The 15,415-nt window shown below is 38.5% G+C and carries 16 protein-coding genes; 15 read left to right on the forward strand and 1 reads right to left on the reverse strand.

The genetic code is table 11. The annotated features are described in order from the left end of the window. The first annotated feature begins 52 nt into the window (after nucleotides 1–52). The 10 genes from RHO12_01665 (at nucleotide 53) to RHO12_01710 (ending at nucleotide 9,315) form a co-directional block, all read left to right on the forward strand. Nucleotides 53–946 carry a ParA family protein gene (locus RHO12_01665; protein ID WVD66489.1) on the forward strand — a complete coding sequence of 298 codons (894 nt, stop codon included), beginning with the start codon at nucleotides 53–55 and terminating at the stop codon, nucleotides 944–946. 38 nt (nucleotides 947–984) lie between these two features. Further along, nucleotides 985–2,328, forward strand: a complete 1,344-nt coding sequence (locus RHO12_01670) for a replicative DNA helicase (protein ID WVD66490.1) — start codon at nucleotides 985–987, stop codon at nucleotides 2,326–2,328. Nucleotide 2,329: 1 nt separating this feature from the next. Continuing rightward, complete coding sequence (locus RHO12_01675; protein ID WVD66491.1) at nucleotides 2,330–4,042, forward strand: hypothetical protein; 1,713 nt, start codon at nucleotides 2,330–2,332, stop codon at nucleotides 4,040–4,042. Nucleotides 4,043–4,058: 16 nt separating this feature from the next. After that, on the forward strand, nucleotides 4,059–4,655 hold the full coding sequence (locus RHO12_01680; protein ID WVD66492.1) for an STY4526/YPO1902 family pathogenicity island replication protein: 597 nt from the start codon (nucleotides 4,059–4,061) through the stop codon (nucleotides 4,653–4,655). Nucleotides 4,656–4,675: 20 nt separating this feature from the next. Next, a complete protein-coding gene (locus tag RHO12_01685) occupies nucleotides 4,676–5,890 on the forward strand; it encodes an STY4528 family pathogenicity island replication protein (protein WVD66493.1) in 1,215 nt (404 codons plus the stop codon). Nucleotides 5,891–6,339: 449 nt separating this feature from the next. Further along, a complete protein-coding gene (locus RHO12_01690; GenBank protein WVD66494.1) occupies nucleotides 6,340–7,029 on the forward strand; it encodes a TIGR03761 family integrating conjugative element protein in 690 nt (229 codons plus the stop codon). Continuing rightward, a complete protein-coding gene (locus RHO12_01695) occupies nucleotides 7,026–7,544 on the forward strand; it encodes a DUF3158 family protein (protein ID WVD66495.1) in 519 nt (172 codons plus the stop codon). The genes RHO12_01690 and RHO12_01695 overlap by 4 nt, the downstream gene beginning before the upstream one ends. Nucleotides 7,545–7,780: 236 nt before the next feature. Beyond that, nucleotides 7,781–8,011: a hypothetical protein gene (locus tag RHO12_01700; GenBank protein WVD66496.1), complete on the forward strand. Its 231-nt coding sequence runs from the start codon at nucleotides 7,781–7,783 to the stop codon at nucleotides 8,009–8,011. A gap of 60 nt (nucleotides 8,012–8,071) precedes the next feature. Continuing rightward, complete coding sequence (locus RHO12_01705; protein WVD66497.1) at nucleotides 8,072–8,602, forward strand: single-stranded DNA-binding protein; 531 nt, start codon at nucleotides 8,072–8,074, stop codon at nucleotides 8,600–8,602. 191 nt (nucleotides 8,603–8,793) lie between these two features. Then, nucleotides 8,794–9,315 carry a hypothetical protein gene (locus RHO12_01710; protein WVD66498.1) on the forward strand — a complete coding sequence of 174 codons (522 nt, stop codon included), beginning with the start codon at nucleotides 8,794–8,796 and terminating at the stop codon, nucleotides 9,313–9,315. Here RHO12_01710 and RHO12_01715 read toward each other — a convergent pair whose 3' ends face one another. Continuing rightward, nucleotides 9,316–9,558: a hypothetical protein gene (locus tag RHO12_01715; protein ID WVD66499.1), complete on the reverse strand. Its 243-nt coding sequence runs from the start codon at nucleotides 9,556–9,558 to the stop codon at nucleotides 9,316–9,318. It abuts the gene before it with no gap. A gap of 226 nt (nucleotides 9,559–9,784) precedes the next feature. Here RHO12_01715 and RHO12_01720 point away from each other — a divergent pair, with 226 nt between their 5' ends. The 5 genes from RHO12_01720 to RHO12_01740 all read left to right on the forward strand — a co-directional run bounded on the left by RHO12_01720 (nucleotide 9,785) and on the right by RHO12_01740 (nucleotide 15,413). After that, the gene (locus RHO12_01720) at nucleotides 9,785–11,791 is read left to right on the forward strand and encodes a DNA topoisomerase III (GenBank protein WVD66500.1); all 2,007 of its coding nucleotides are present in this window, start codon (nucleotides 9,785–9,787) and stop codon (nucleotides 11,789–11,791) included. A gap of 807 nt (nucleotides 11,792–12,598) precedes the next feature. Further along, nucleotides 12,599–13,249, forward strand: a complete 651-nt coding sequence (locus tag RHO12_01725) for a hypothetical protein (GenBank protein ID WVD66501.1) — start codon at nucleotides 12,599–12,601, stop codon at nucleotides 13,247–13,249. After that, the gene (locus RHO12_01730) at nucleotides 13,242–14,036 is read left to right on the forward strand and encodes a hypothetical protein (protein WVD66502.1); all 795 of its coding nucleotides are present in this window, start codon (nucleotides 13,242–13,244) and stop codon (nucleotides 14,034–14,036) included. Before RHO12_01725 ends, RHO12_01730 begins: the two co-directional genes overlap by 8 nt. A gap of 28 nt (nucleotides 14,037–14,064) precedes the next feature. Then, the gene (locus tag RHO12_01735; GenBank protein ID WVD66503.1) at nucleotides 14,065–14,886 is read left to right on the forward strand and encodes a TIGR03759 family integrating conjugative element protein; all 822 of its coding nucleotides are present in this window, start codon (nucleotides 14,065–14,067) and stop codon (nucleotides 14,884–14,886) included. Beyond that, a complete protein-coding gene (locus RHO12_01740; GenBank protein ID WVD66504.1) occupies nucleotides 14,883–15,413 on the forward strand; it encodes an integrating conjugative element protein in 531 nt (176 codons plus the stop codon). Before RHO12_01735 ends, RHO12_01740 begins: the two co-directional genes overlap by 4 nt. Nucleotides 15,414–15,415 lie beyond the last annotated feature (2 nt).

Below are 15,415 nucleotides of genomic sequence, written 5' to 3' on the forward strand. Positions count from 1 at the left end.
AATTAGCTTTAAATTGAAGCCTTTAAATAATATTTTATTAAGGGTTAATACAATGGCTAAAAAAGCGAAAGTTATCACCATCGCCGATACCAAAGGCGGATCAACCAAGTCTACCACAGCAGTTAATGTCGCTGCCTTCACCGCATCATCTGGATTAAAAACCTTATTACTCGATTTTGATTTAGAGCAGCCAACAGCGTGTTCCTATTTTCCATTGCTAAATGAAGCGCCTTTTGGTGTGTATGAGTTTCTCATTACGCACGAAACCGATCTTAATAATCTTATATCGACTACTACAACACCTAATTTAGATGTTATGTCATCAAATAGTGTTAGGCAAGAAATAGTATCTCATTTAAATGCTTCCGCTGACGGCATTATTCGGCTTAAATCATGTCTAAATCTCGTTGCTTACGAGTACGATGTCATTGTAATTGATACTGTCGGCACGGTTGATAAAACCGTTAATATGGCCGTTCTGGCCGCAGATGTTGTTCTTTCTCCACTTGAAGCATCAATGCCAGGTGTCCGGGAATACCTGAGAGGGACAATCTCCAACCTATTTAGAAGCCTTATCCCCTTTACTGAGTATGGGATTGCATTACCGCCTGTTTATACCTTTTTTAATAAAGTAGAAGAAAATAATGATTGTAAACGGATCAAAGCACTCTTTAATCAACAAGTGGCAGGGCTAACATCACTGCCTTTTAGTATTACGATTTTAGACAAAGACATTAAAAAACAAAATAGTTATAAAGTGGCTGCGTCGTTAGGCATACCCGCGTTTAAAAGCTATGCAGAGAATGATAAAAGTATCATTCATCCCTACAAAATAACAAAACAACAAGCACAAACCATTAAAGAAGATATTTATTATTTGTGCATGACGGTGCTACCTGAATTTCAAACGCAGTTTGATAGGTTCATGTTAAGCGATGCTGTTTAATTTATGCCAGCATTATTTGTTATTTTTAGGGAGGGAGCATGGCGAACTTATTTTATAGTATTGAAGTTGAGCAATCGGTACTAGGATCACTATTAATTAATAATGATCAGATTGACAATGCAGCCGATTTGGCAATTGATGATTTTCAAAAGCCTCAACACAAGATTATTTTTAATGCAATTAAATTATTAATCGATCAAGGCAAAAGTGCCGATATTGTCACTGTGTCAGAATCACTCACAGATGTACAATTAACACAGTGCGGTGGGCTTGCTTATATTGCTGAGCTAAGTAAAAACACCCCCAGCACACTTAATTTTAAGCATTATTTTTCAATTTTACGTAATTATACTAAAGCCCGTAAATTGCAAACAATCATGAGTAAGTTTAATGATGATATGACTAAAACGGTTTTTACCGATTCACAGAGCTGCAATGAACTCATTGCCAACATCGAATCTGAACTCTTTAAACTTGGAAATACCTATCAGCAAAAAAATACGTTATCTGTAACCCAACTACTCGATAATGTGATGGAATTTTTGGAAAGTGAAAATTCACCCTTTATTTCGACGGGCTTCACTGATTTAGATCGTAAAATAGGGGGCCTTGAGCCGAAAGAAATTACGCTCGTTGGGGCTCGTCCTTCGATGGGTAAGACAGCCTGGCTAATTTCACTTATTTGCTATTATATAATCCGTGCAAGCAGTCATCCTGACGAACCCATAGCGCCGATAGTTATCTTTAGTTTGGAAATGGACGCTCAGTCTCTTATGATGCGCATTATTTCTATTCTCTCAGGCGTGCCATTTATTGATATAAAAAATAAACATCTCGATGACAGTGATTACGGCAAACTATCGAGCGCAATAGCACTCTTATTAAAATTCAAAACGTCGCTCATTATCGATGACGAAGCGCATTTAACCCCGTCAATACTAAGACGTAAATTGCAACGTTATATCCGTTTGCACGGGCACCCTCAGTTTGTCGGCATTGATTATGTGCAGCTTATGTCATTAGGCGCTAAGCAAATTGAAAATAGAGCGGTAGAGGTCAGTACCATTAGCCGTGAACTTAAAATTCAATGTAAAGATTTTTCTATTCCGTTAGTTCTTCTCGCTCAACTCAATCGATCTGTTGAAAACAGGCCTGATAAACGGCCGTTAATGTCAGATTTAAAAGAGTCAGGTGCACTTGAGCAAGATGCCACAAGCGTTATTTTACTTTATCGAGATGAAGTTTATAACGAACACACTGAATTTAAAGGGATGGGCGAATTTATCATTGCTAAAGCCCGTAATGCATCCGTCGGCAGTGTCAAAGTACAATTTAATGGACCGTGTATGCACTATCGTAATTTAGCGAAAGGAGAGAACTAATATGACTAATATAGCGAAAAAATCATCTACCGACATACTTAATGAGCGTATAAGTGCCGGTTTTCCTGGTGGCGTCGATAGAGCTACGCAAAAAATAGACATGAATGAAATGCCAATGAAAGTGACTATCGACCAGCTTAGTCCAAGTGAAGTCTTGCCACGTTTTAAACGCAATGCACTCTATGACGATATAAAGTCATCTATTCGTGAAAAAGGGCTTGACCAGCCGCCGGTTATTACAAAAATGCCAGGTAAAGACGGATATGTGATTTCCGATGGGGGAAATACAAGACTACAAATCTTAAAAGAGTTATATGAAGAAACCGGTGAGAAACGATTTTATACCATTAATTGTTTATTCAGACCGTGGAAAGGTGAGATTAAATCGATTATTGGGCACTTAACCGAAAATGGACTACGTGATGATTTTACCTTTATTGAAAAAGCTGTAGGGGTATCTAAAAGTAAAGCCTTATATGAGCGTGAACTAGGCAAGAGTTTATCGTCAAGGGAGCTCAGTGACCGCTTTAAAAAAGACGGGTACCCTATTTCTTTTCAGTTAATATCTAAAATGCTTAATACCATGGAGTACCTCTATCCGTATATTCCCGAGATTTTAAAACAAGGATTAAGTCGGAATCAAATAGAAAAAATTTTGACACTCAGGGCTGTGTGTGAAGATTTATATCAACGAAGTGGTAAATTTATTGATGATACCGCTTTTGTTGAAGGCTTTAATTTGGTGTTAAGTGGTTTTGATTTAGAGCCTGAACTTTTTAATTATGACCATCTTCAAGATGAGATGTTTGGCTATTTTGCTCGAGCGCTGAACATTAAATACAATGTATTTGAATTTCAACTGCAAGAGAAAAATCACAACGGTAAGCCGTTACCGCCAATTGATGTGAGGCAGCCCGTGCCGGTACCCACTCACATTGCAACGCCACAGGGCAGTTCAACTGAGGTTAAGTCTAGTCATGCTGCTCAGCCCCCAAGCGACAAAAGTGAAACGGTTAAGCCGTCAATAACTGAACCAACGACAAATAATCTGTTGTCACAGGTATCACGTCCTCATAACGGAAGTGATGAACCCAGCATGAGCTCTTTCGCATCACCGGCTTTAAATTCAGGTAGCGAGGAGGGTAATGATGCGACTGAATTACCGTACACACTTGCCGCTAATGGTGACATCATTGCCAAAGCTGGTGCTGATATTCAGGAGGTGGTTAAATCCTACGCTGCAAATACTGATTTTAGCAAAATGTTCCCAAAAGATTTTAGCATAACCGTCAATCTGAATACCTTTGGCGGCAGTGAAAAAATGCCAATTTTAGACATTTGGAAACTGACCGAAAATATGACCACGCATGAATATATTTTTAGCGATATTGCTGGGCATGTGCTTGATATATTAAGGGAACTGCGCATCGATGCACAAGCTATGGCTCCTTTCTCTATTGATAGACCTAACCGAATCACGGTAATGGGATTTAATCCGCTTACTGATGAAGAGGAGCAAGATAGTAAAAAGCAAACAGCACATCAAATATTAGTTTCATTATTAACCGACAAAAATGATAACAAACCCATTCATTTAAACTATTTAATTACAGAGTTTAATGATTTTATCGTGATTAAATTCTTACGAATTATCCGCTTAAAGCGGGTTTATGACACACTTTTAGGACAATTTTTATCAAAGAACAATAATTAAATTATAGGTGAACGAGATGAAAATCAAAGAAAGTAATTTAAATTTATCGATTTTGCATATGGTTCAAAACAACATTACTCAAGGCAAAATCCAATCTCTCATTGATATGGGGTTTACGCTGGCGCAATTACAGCGAATGAAAGATTTGAGCTATAACCAAATCGTGCATATTGCCAGTTCTCAAGTGTTAATAATCGATGTGAATATTAATCACCAAATGTTTGATGTTGTTTTAAATCGAGCACAAGAGCATGAAGCTCGTTCACTTGTCATTGATAAGGCTATTTCACTGGGGGCGTCAATTGAGGTGTTAAATCACTATTTTGGTTTATCGACAACGGACATTAGTTCTTCTCGAAAATTAAAAGACTTGTCAATTTCTAAAGGGAGACTCCGTAAGCCGAGTGAGCAAGAGAAGCTTATTATTTGGGAAAAATGGGTATTACAAAAGAAAGATAATCCGCATATTGAGCAGTCAGATGATGAACATCGTTTACACGCTTATATGGATATCACTCAACATGTATCGATGCTCAGTGATGAAACAGAGCCTCTAACGTTAACCTCAGTAATTAATGAGCTTGAACCATTAATTAGTAATAAAAATCAGTAATTAATAGGTGAATTAACACGATGTTAACAGGTAAACATACTCATCAGCTCGACGTACTCAGTCAGGCGCTCATTAGACAAAAACAAACCAGTTCATCACCGGATGAACCGATGGCTGTTTTATTCATGGGGCAGCAGTATGATTCGTTTCCTCGGGATTTATTGCTTGATAATACTATTACCTCAGTTGATAAATATGCCTGGCAACGACTCTATATTGAGCTGCAACAAAACCGTAATTATTTTCCAACGTATGATAATCTGCAAAAGTTGTGGGGGAACCTAGGTGGTTTATTGTCCCGTAAAACGGTCCGAGAGATTTTATCAAGGCTCGTATTATCGGGTTGGTTATCGTTTAAAGTTATCCGAGGCGACAATGGGCAAGTTGCCGGCAACGTGTATATGCTTCATAACACTCAGTTATCGCTCATTGAAATCATCACACAAAATGATGAAAGCGTGAATCACATATTAACCTCATTAATGAGTAAAAAAGACATATCACAATCCCTTGCTATCTTGACGTATAACCAGGTTAAAACCTATCTAAGCACGAGAGAGCAATCTGATAATCTTTTCTTACAAATGAATGAAGGTAAAAAAGAGATAGTGATTACACATAATATCGATGAGATAGCCCCTTCGTTACTTGTTCATTTAGAAAATACACTGAGTTCCAAAAATAAACTCAGTAAAAATAGACTGAGTTCCAAAAAGGAACTGAGTAAAAAAACACTGAGTTCCAATTTGGAACTGGGTGAAAATGCACTGAGTTCCAAAAAGGAACTGCCTATAAAATCAAGCGTTTATGAGGCCTCTAGTAGTACTAGTAGTAGTATATATAGTAGTACTACTACTGAAATGACGAGTAAAGACACACTCCTCGTTATCCCTACTAACTTGAAAGCCCGTTTATCAGAGAAAGGGTTACGTGATATTACAAACGTGATTTGCAAAACAGAAATTAACCTAGCGCTGGTCAATAAAATATTGCAGTCAATCTCAAAGACTGATATCGCTCAAATTAAAAACATGACGGCTTACCTGGTTACGAATATTCAAAAAGCAGCCAGGGGTGAATACAACCTTATTTCGAATGATAGCCCAGTAAACAACAGTTTACCAAGTAGCCATTATGAGCAAACTATCACGGTTAAACAAGTGGTTAGCAAGGAGCGTTTGAATGAATTATTTAATCCACTTAAATCAATGATAGGCAATGAGGTTAAAAAATAGGCACTGTAAACAGTGTTTACAGCGGTTAAAAAATGAACAGTGGCACCACTGGCGCCAAAGGTTAAAAAATGAACACTGTCACCCCGGGTGACAAAGGTTAAAAAATGAACACTGTCACCCCGGGTGACAAAGGTTAAAAAATGAACACTGTCACCCCGGGTGACAAAGGTTAAAAAATGAACAGTGGCACCCCGGGTGACAAAGGTTAAAAAATGAACACTGTCACCCCGGGTGACAAAGGTTAAAAAATGAACACTGTCACCCCGGGTGACAAAGGTTAAAAAATGAACAGTGGCACCCCGGGTGACAAAGGTTAAAAAATGAACACTGTCACCCCGGGTGACAAAGGTTAAAAAATGAACACTGTCACCCCGGGTGACAAAGGTTAAAAAATGAACACTGTCACCCCGGGTGACAAAGGTTAAAAATAACAAAAGGGGACTTTAGCTATGGAACAAAATGAGAATAACCAAGTTGGGGCGTTAAGAAGTGATATTAGGATCGAACTACATACTATTCCTGCTATCCAGATTTGGCAGGGTCGAAAGAAAACAGAGGATAAATATCAAATTCAAAGTATGACAAAAGCAATTACGCATCTGCGAGTAATTGAAATAGCAACACGATTGGATGATCCGTATGCTGATTTAATCCTGACTGAGTTTTATCAGCAAATTGATAAAATAAAAAAATCATTAGATATCGAAAGTCGAAGTATTGATGAAGTACTTAAATCAGTACCAACAGGGTTTAAAGCGGGTGATGCAATATCCATCAAACCCGTTGATTTAAACCTGTTTATCAATGTGCCAAGTGGGTATCAATTGGTTTTCTTATTGTGTCAGTTTGATTTGTTTGTTCGAAAAGTGCAATTAGCTAAGCATATCTCATTAATCACAGGAAATGATGCATCAGATAGGCAACATCTGATTGCTCATGCACTCCGGTCATTAATCACCTACACGACAAAATACAAACATTTAGGGGTGACACGACAAGATTTTATTGAAAATACACCAATGGCTGCAAAGGCAATTGAACAATTAGGTCCTATACCTGACTCAATACTGAGTGCAGATAAATTGCGAGACAGAGCACCGGTAACGAATAATAACGCACATGTGGGAGCGCCTGAATGAGTCAAATTTATGAAGAGGATTATGCCGACACATTGTCTCCCACTGATTACCAGTTTGCAAAACAACACCTAACCCTAAAAGGCCTTTTAAAGCCTTTTAAAGGTAAGGGGGAATATGAAACACTTTTGCAAGAAATTGAGTTTGATATTTCAAGGTTAGAGTTAATCTCGCAGCGATTGATTAATGACACCAAAAACAAATTACCCATTAAATATTTACCGTTCTATTTGAAAAAAAGACGTTTAAAGAATGGCTCGGTTTATTTGAGTTGGAAATATCTGAAAACAGAAATTAACAATGGGAAAACGAAACGGATCGAGACTGAGGGGAAACAACTTATTTTTGATGCGTTTACACACAGTAACTTGAGTGATGCAGATAAACAATTTATTCGAGAACTTGAAATTGACCGATTAACTTTAAATTTTCAAATGCGTGTTGCTATCCGAACGAGGTATTTAATTACTGAATTGTTACCTAAATTTGATGAGCTTGATACAGGATATAAACGTTGAAATTTTACATTTGATTTAAAACCTGTGGTGAAATAATTATGTATAAAAAAAATTCAGAATCATTTTATGTGAGACATGTTTGGCTATTCTGGGAATCAATTATTATTGGGTTTTTAGCATTGGGGATTAGATTGTTTGAGCGCTATTTTCCAGACGACTTTTAAGTTTGAATTATAGATATATTATTTTTTGATAAGAGAAGTGAATACGACATTAATGCAACGAGGAGGATTTAGATGGAAAGAGCAATTAAAAAGTTACGAAGACGAGTCCGAAGACGATGGTATTTACGTTTTAACAGTTTTAACAAACAATTAGCTAAGCAAATAGCAAGGTGGCAGTGTTACCCGTGTACAGAGCAATTAATCTCTATTTTTCAGTTAAAAAATATTGAATCAATAAATTCGGTGACCATCGATGACATTGATGATGTTATTGATGAAGAAATTAGCTGCTGGAGCACATGAGTTAAAATAATTTGTTCATGAAAATAGTAACCAATAAAAAAATAAACAATAGGAGTTAAAATGGCAAATCGAGGCATAAATAAGGTGATTTTGGTGGGTAATTTGGGGCAAGACCCAGATATTCGTTATCTACCTAATGGCGGGGCGGTTGCGAATATCAGTATCGCAACGTCTGAATCTTGGAAAGATAAGCAAACAGGTGAGCAAAAAGATAAAACAGAATGGCATCGTGTGGTGATATTCGGTAAACTTGCAGAAATTGCGGGTGAATATCTTAAAAAAGGCGCCCAAATTTACATTGAGGGACAGCTCCAAACCCGTAAGTGGCAAGATCAGTCTGGTCAAGACCGTTACACAACGGAAATCGTTGTTACGGCTAATGGCGCAATGCAAATGCTAGGGGGACGGCCGACATCAGAGGGAAGTGAAAATCAATCATGGGGAAAAAGTGCTAATAATCATTCATCAGCGCCCAATACGAATAGCCAAACACCCCCTCCAGTAAACGAACCGCCGATGGATTTTGATGATGATATTCCCTTTGGCGACTTGGGTTTGCAATATCCAAATCACGCAATACACGCTATTTGAGAATGCATAAGGTGAAAAAATATTGAGAGAATAGGGTTTCATATACGATAGCAGTTAGGCATGGTTTGTCTGTACTAAAATCGTATATGAATTTATTAAACAATTATAATTTGCATGGTTTAGATTACGAAAATAAGGTATTTTAAGCGCTAGGATTAAAATTAAATGATAACATTAATAAGGAACTACTCATGAAAAAATTAATCGTTTCTCTTGCTACTATTGCACTTTTATCAGGATGTTCACAAACTCAAATGAGTGAGTTTACCGATTCAATTAGTAGTACATTAGGCAGTTTGGTTAGTGTTGATACGGGTAATGGTTCAAACCAAAGTTCAAGTTCGAGTAGTAGTGAAAAATTACCTGAAATAAGAGGGGAGTTTTCATTAACCGTCCCGCAAGATGTTGATACTGTATTTGCTGCTATGATAACAGAATTCGAATTTCCGTCACCAGAGTATATAAAACAAAAAAATAGTGCTGATGATGAAATCATTATGTCTGATGCCTACTATCATTATGAACGAAATCCAAGTGCTTATTATTACTTAGGGTATGGTTATCTTAGTCATAAAAGTGCAAATCTTGCACTTAAAATGAAATTAGTTAAATCAGGTAAAGGCACTAAGATTACCGGCAATTATATTTATTTTGCACAGTCAACGACCATAAAAAATGAGATTATTGCTCGAATCAAAAAAGCACTCAACTAATTAGGTTTGTGAAATAAGCACCTCAATGCGTTTTATGATTTTTTCCCTCGTGCTTACCTGGAATTCGGTAAGCATTTTTTTTAATGAAAGCGCTTGAGTGGCTAATATGATAGCCATAGGGACGTCATCAAGCTTTTCGTACCTTGCATACGTTTTTCGGGTAACGCCGAGCTGCTCTGAGGCAATTTCTTGGCACCACCCACATCCCCGTCGCCAAAGTTTTAATTCATATCCTGTCATCATGGTTCCTTATTGTTAATTTTGTAGTTTAAAATGCGTAAATTCTACCCATTATTATCGTGAAAATGCGTATCTATTGAGTATTGGACTGTGCAATTAAATTCGATACATTAAGATAGGTTTGTTGCTAGGTTAGGGCCTTTGAGGTTTGTTATTGTAACTCGCATGTTTAATTAAATAGAGTGTTAATAGAGTGTTATGCGAATTCAAATTCAAACGATAAGGAGTAATGATAGTGCGACTATTTATCTGTGAAAAACCTAGCCAAGCCGTTAACTTAAATGCCATTATCGGTACAACCCTGCGTAAAGAGGGGTTTAATCAAAGTAGCGATAGTAAAATTGCGATTACGTGGTGTGTGGGACATCTACTTGAACAAGCGTCGCCAGAAGAATATGGTGAACAGTATAAATCGTGGAATGTGAATCTTTTACCCATTATTCCAACGTCTTGGAAGATGGTTGTTAAAAAAGAGACGTCAAAGCAATTTACTGTAATTAAGGGGCTGGTTAAAAAAGCCAGTGAAATTGTGATTGCAACTGACATTGATAGAGAAGGGGAAACTATTGCCTGGGAACTCCTTAAACTATTTGGTTGGCAGGGTAAAACTTCTCGACTGTGGTCCTCGTCTAATAATGATGATGCCCTGCGTAAAGCGGTGAGCCAAATTCAAGATGCCAGTAAAACTTATCCGATGTACCTTGCTGGACTTGGTCGCTCGCAGGCCGATTGGTTAGTTGGCATGAATTTAACCCGGCTTTATACCACGCTTGCAAAACAAAACGGCTTTATGGGTAAAGTTCTCTCAGTTGGCCGAGTACAAACGCCAACACTAAATTTAATCGTTAACCGAGATAGAGAAATTAAAAACTTCATTCCTAAGCCATTTTGGACAATTGGGCTCACTTTATCAAAAGAAAACACGATGCAGCCGTTTATGGCCAATTGGCAACCAAATGAACACTTATGTGATGAAGAGGGGCGCTGCGTTAATGAACAGGCTGCAAGGCAAGCGTTAGTGCAGATGAAAAACGCCGGGCACGCAAGCATTGTCTCAGTTGAAACAAAAAGAGCAAAATCACACCAACCCCTCTGCTTATCGCTAAGTGAACTGCAAACCCAGTGTAGCAGACTGTATGGTATGGAATTACAACACACGCTTGATGTTGCACAAGCCCTTTATGAAAAGCACAAGGTGACAACCTACCCACGAACAGATTGCGGGTATTTACAAACGGCAATGATAAGTGAAATACCGCAGATTTTAGCCGCCATTAAGGAGGCTGACCCAGCCATTATTGACACCGTTAATGGGATTGATGCAACCCTTCGCTCCCGAGTCTGGAATGATGAAAAAATCACTGCCCATCATGGGATTGTTCCAACCACCCAAAAATTTAATATCAATTCACTAAGTAGTATAGAGCGTCAGGTGTATGAGCTAATTAGGCGCTACTACTTGGCGCAGTTCTTACCCGTCAATGAAGTTAACAAGACGGTGGTTGAATTTGAGTGCGCCGGTGAAACGCTAATAAGTCGTGGCCAGCAGCTGGTTGTGCTTGGTTGGAAAAAATTATTTACTAAAATGGGCTCAGAAAGTGAATTGGAAGGCGAGCTTGACACAAATCAATCACTCCCAGCTCTATCACAAGGTGAAAAATGTCCAATCGTTAAAGGTGATATTATAGCAAAGCAAACCAGTGCGCCAAAACCTTATACTGACGATACCCTTCTTAATGCCATGATTAATATTAACCGCTTTGTCGACGACCCTAAGTTAAAAAAATTACTGAAAGAAAATGCCGGGCTAGGTACAGAGGCAACCCGTGCATCAATGATTAAAACCTTGGAACAGCGGGGTTACATTGAGCGTCAGAAAAAAGCCATTATGTCAACCGCAGTGGGTCAGAGCTTAATCGATGCGCTTCCCGATATTGTTAAAAACCCGGGTATGACCGCACTATGGGAACAAGCGCTAAAAGATATTGAACTAGGCCAGCAAACACTTGAAAGCTTTATGACGAGGCAAGGTCAGTTTATTAAAATCGTGGTTGAGAATACGAGCCAACAAAAGATACACATAGCGCAAGTTGAGGGATTAAAAACGTGCCCTGAATGTGGTAAGCCGATGGTGAAACGCAAAAATGATTATGGTTCATTTTGGGGCTGCTCAGCCTACCCAAATTGTAAACACATGATTAACATCAAGCGAAAAAAACAAAGTAACAAAAAATAGTGTAACGTAAGAATTGAGATGGTGTGAGCGCATTACGGCAAAGTGACGTAGGTTGATAAGTTAGGCAGAATATGCCACAATAAAACCTTACTCCGGTGTTTGTTGATTTTGCGGTCATAAAATCACACAACTCGCTAAGATTAATTTTCATTAACCCGGATTAATCGAGGCACAAAAAGTCCATGACAGCTATCATGGCTGCTTGTAGCAACTCTCTGTAAGTTACAACTGTGCAACTCTAGTGGGATAGCGTATGCATATGAGGGTCGATGTAATTAACCTTTTTCAAAGTAAATTGAATTTTTGCACCACGAGGAACAAGGTAGTGCTTGTTCCTTCCTATTTCTTAAATGAATAGGGTAAATACAAGTACTGTTGTTATAGTCATAAGTAGCTGTATTTACCTTGTTTGTTTAAATCACCTCACCAATGACTGAATGGTATTCAAAATCAGTAGCCCTTAGTGCGTTAACGCGTGCCTAGGCACATTTATCAATGAGGTAAATGATGTTTTAACGGTTCAACTCAGCTAACGTAATAGCGAACCGAAGTGAGTGAGATATTGCATAATATGACTTTGAGGGGATAGCGTGCAGTGTTGATACGATCTATTGAGTGATATCCAAGCCTAATTTTAATTATTATTCGACTTCGCCGGCTTGCCCATTTTGTAAATGGGCTAGTACGAGAAAAACCACGCTCTTTTGAACGTGGTTTTTTTACAATTTTACATATTGATTTGTTTATTTACGGTATACGTTTTCGTTGGCATTTTACTCTCTACTTTATTCTTTTAAGGGAAATGCAATGAAAATTAGATTAATCGTCTTGTTGCCTCTATTTATGTTATCAGCGTGTAGCAATAAACCCGTTCCTCGTTCGTTAGACCAACCCAAGGAACCACAAAAATATTTGCAGGCTGAGCCTAAAAACACACAAACAATACAAACCGACCGCTATACGTTAGTTGAACTTGAGCAGCCACTACAAAACACTGTATTAGACCAAATAATTGATACCTCTATCCCAAAAGGACTCTCTCTTTCAGTTAAAGATGGGATGAATTATGCGTTAAATCAATCGGGATTTATCTTGTGTCAAAATACTCAAGTTAATGTACTGTATAGCAAAAATCTCCCCAAAATCCATTATAAACTTGGTCCCGTTAAATTAAGTGATGCATTGCAAATTATGGCAGGTCCGGCGTGGCAATTAACGGTCGATGAAGTTGAGCGTGAAGTATGCTTTGAATTAAATAGTGGCTATCAAATAAAAATTAAACCCAGTACTGTAACGCCAGTACCAGTACCAACCGAGCAAGTTCAAATTCAACCGCAAATAGACATCGAAATTGAATCTTATCCGGTGCCTCCAAAAGAAATCAAATCCCCCTTATTGAGCACAAAAAAATTAGTTGAGTCTAAGTTTATAAAAAATGAAGGGAAACATCATGAGTAACCTTAATACTAATCAGTCGAATAAGACGGCTAAAAGCATCATCGCTCTTTGTTTCGTCGCCATATTGTTGTTTCTGTTATCACTGGCTTCACTCATTGTATCGCTCGCTAATCGCAATCAGATTAGTAATAATCATCACATTGCCGCCAGTAACTTTACGGAACTTGAAACTAAACTTAATGCGTATTACACCATGATGGATACCATCACGGCACTCGAGCAACGCATGAATCAAATCGAACTCGAGCAAAAGAAAATCATGGTGGATTATGATAACCTAAATACTCGCACAGCACGTCATGAGCAAGATATTGGCTTATTACAAACCATCGTTAATGACAAAAATTTAGATAGTCGACTCGATAATATTGAAGTGAATGTGAAAAATACCGAAGTCGATATTGATTCGATTAAAACGGTTCAACGCGCACAGCAACTTTCGTTAGATGATATTATCGGCGCCTTTACTGAATTTAAGTCTCAGATTATTCAAAAAATCAGTTCGATGCTGTCACATCAAAACACTAAAACAGTCTATTCATCTGCTTCAGCTGCAAAAAAAAATATCAGTAAGGTGACTAATTTCCCCTATCTACTATCAAGTATTGAGTACCGCTCAGGCGAAAAATGGGCAGTGTTGTCACCTAAAAATAACGCATCTTTGTCTGAACTCAAATTTTTAAATGTGGGCAGTCTCGTCGATAACTGGCGGGTTTTAAACATCGAGAATCAATCGGTGAAATTAATCAACGGGCAGCAAATTTATACACTGACTATCGAACAATAATAACAACTTATTAGCGAGAGGTAATACTATGCCGTTAAAAAAACTAAGAATGTTCCCCCTTTTCTTGTTAATTACATCATTTCATCAAACTGCTTTAGCTGGAGCAATACCAGGTCCTTCTATCATTAATCCTTGGGAAACATCGATTGAATCAGCTACGAAGAGTAAGAGCACGACCATAGGGCATCAACACGATGAGCAAATTGATATTAAAACCCAGCAAGAGGCAATAATTAAAGAAAAAGCCAGTTTTTGGGGGCTAACCGTTCAAGAGTGGCTTAAGTTTGAAGCTATCAATGAAAAGGGCGGGCGAGGGTATTGGTCCCCAAATCTCGACCCACTCACAACGCTTGGCGTAGAAGCGCAGACGCAAGAAGAGCGAGAGCGCTACGCGATGTTGCTTGCTAAAAAAGAGTTTGAGCGCACGACCAAAGAGCTGGAGTTTCAACGTGTCTATGACACGATGTTTAAACGCCTTTACCCCGATGTGTTGCCCGTCGAGCTGGATGATAACCCTAATTTTGTTGCGCCGTTAAATCGTGAGGGGCAGCGCATGGTGCTATTTGTTGATATTAATGACAGTGTCAGAGGGGCGAACTTATTACAAAAAGCCTTAAAAACGGGTAAGGAAATGGACGTTTATTTACTCGGCACGAATGATGATGATTCGTTAATTCAGCAGTGGGCTGAGATCCATACGGTCCCTGTCGAACGCGTGCAAGACGGAAATATTACCCTTAATCATGATAGTGGCCAATGGATGCAAATTGGTAAAGGTGTTTCCCCAATATTACTACAGGAACAAAAAAGCGGTAAATGGCGACAAATCGAATTGGGGGACTCACAATGACATTACCTCATAAAAAATACGTTGCCTTATGGGCTCTTTCCCTCTGTATTGTAACACTTAATTCTGCTAATGCTGAGTTAACGGTGATAAGTGATTACGGTGGACGTTCAATGGACGCTTTTTATGATGTGTTAGATCCCCAAGATGAGGTAGGCAAAGCACAACAAAAAAGCCTTGCTCCTGAAAAAATAAAAATTGATGAGGGACTTTATTTGCCGGTGCACAGTGAACGTCTTAACCCCGCTCGTTTTAACGCTTATGAGATTGATTACCCTACGTTACAGCCGTTTATCATCATTGGCTATGATGATCTGTCAATCGAGTGGTTAAACGCTCGACATGATGATTTGGTAACCATCGACGGATTGGTTGGCGTCGTGGTTAATATCGATGATACGGATGAGCTTAATACCTTAAAAGCATTAACTGATATTCCTTTGTATGCGGTCAAGGGGGATGAACTTGCCGAGAAGTTTGACATTACCCATTACCCGGCGCTTATCACTCATCGAGCGGTGGAGCAATAACT

The organism is Orbaceae bacterium lpD02 (assembly GCA_036251875.1).
Lineage (GTDB): Bacteria > Pseudomonadota > Gammaproteobacteria > Enterobacterales > Orbaceae > Orbus > Orbus sturtevantii.

What these genes read in the sequence shown, in the direction of transcription:
- RHO12_01695 (WVD66495.1), top strand. Translation starts at nt 7,026, where the DNA reads ATGAGTCAAATTTATGAAGAGGATTATGCCGACACATTGTCTCCCACT.
- RHO12_01735 (WVD66503.1), top strand. Translation starts at nt 14,065, where the DNA reads ATGCCGTTAAAAAAACTAAGAATGTTCCCCCTTTTCTTGTTAATTACA.
- RHO12_01740 (WVD66504.1), top strand. Translation starts at nt 14,883, where the DNA reads ATGACATTACCTCATAAAAAATACGTTGCCTTATGGGCTCTTTCCCTC.
- RHO12_01680 (WVD66492.1), top strand. Translation starts at nt 4,059, where the DNA reads ATGAAAATCAAAGAAAGTAATTTAAATTTATCGATTTTGCATATGGTT.
- RHO12_01685 (WVD66493.1), top strand. Translation starts at nt 4,676, where the DNA reads ATGTTAACAGGTAAACATACTCATCAGCTCGACGTACTCAGTCAGGCG.
- RHO12_01690 (WVD66494.1), top strand. Translation starts at nt 6,340, where the DNA reads ATGGAACAAAATGAGAATAACCAAGTTGGGGCGTTAAGAAGTGATATT.
- RHO12_01675 (WVD66491.1), top strand. Translation starts at nt 2,330, where the DNA reads ATGACTAATATAGCGAAAAAATCATCTACCGACATACTTAATGAGCGT.
- RHO12_01665 (WVD66489.1), top strand. Translation starts at nt 53, where the DNA reads ATGGCTAAAAAAGCGAAAGTTATCACCATCGCCGATACCAAAGGCGGA.
- RHO12_01710 (WVD66498.1), top strand. Translation starts at nt 8,794, where the DNA reads ATGAAAAAATTAATCGTTTCTCTTGCTACTATTGCACTTTTATCAGGA.
- RHO12_01700 (WVD66496.1), top strand. Translation starts at nt 7,781, where the DNA reads ATGGAAAGAGCAATTAAAAAGTTACGAAGACGAGTCCGAAGACGATGG.
- RHO12_01670 (WVD66490.1), top strand. Translation starts at nt 985, where the DNA reads ATGGCGAACTTATTTTATAGTATTGAAGTTGAGCAATCGGTACTAGGA.
- RHO12_01705 (WVD66497.1), top strand. Translation starts at nt 8,072, where the DNA reads ATGGCAAATCGAGGCATAAATAAGGTGATTTTGGTGGGTAATTTGGGG.
- RHO12_01730 (WVD66502.1), top strand. Translation starts at nt 13,242, where the DNA reads ATGAGTAACCTTAATACTAATCAGTCGAATAAGACGGCTAAAAGCATC.
- RHO12_01725 (WVD66501.1), top strand. Translation starts at nt 12,599, where the DNA reads ATGAAAATTAGATTAATCGTCTTGTTGCCTCTATTTATGTTATCAGCG.
- RHO12_01715 (WVD66499.1), bottom strand. Translation starts at nt 9,558, where the DNA reads ATGATGACAGGATATGAATTAAAACTTTGGCGACGGGGATGTGGGTGG.
- RHO12_01720 (WVD66500.1), top strand. Translation starts at nt 9,785, where the DNA reads ATGATAGTGCGACTATTTATCTGTGAAAAACCTAGCCAAGCCGTTAAC.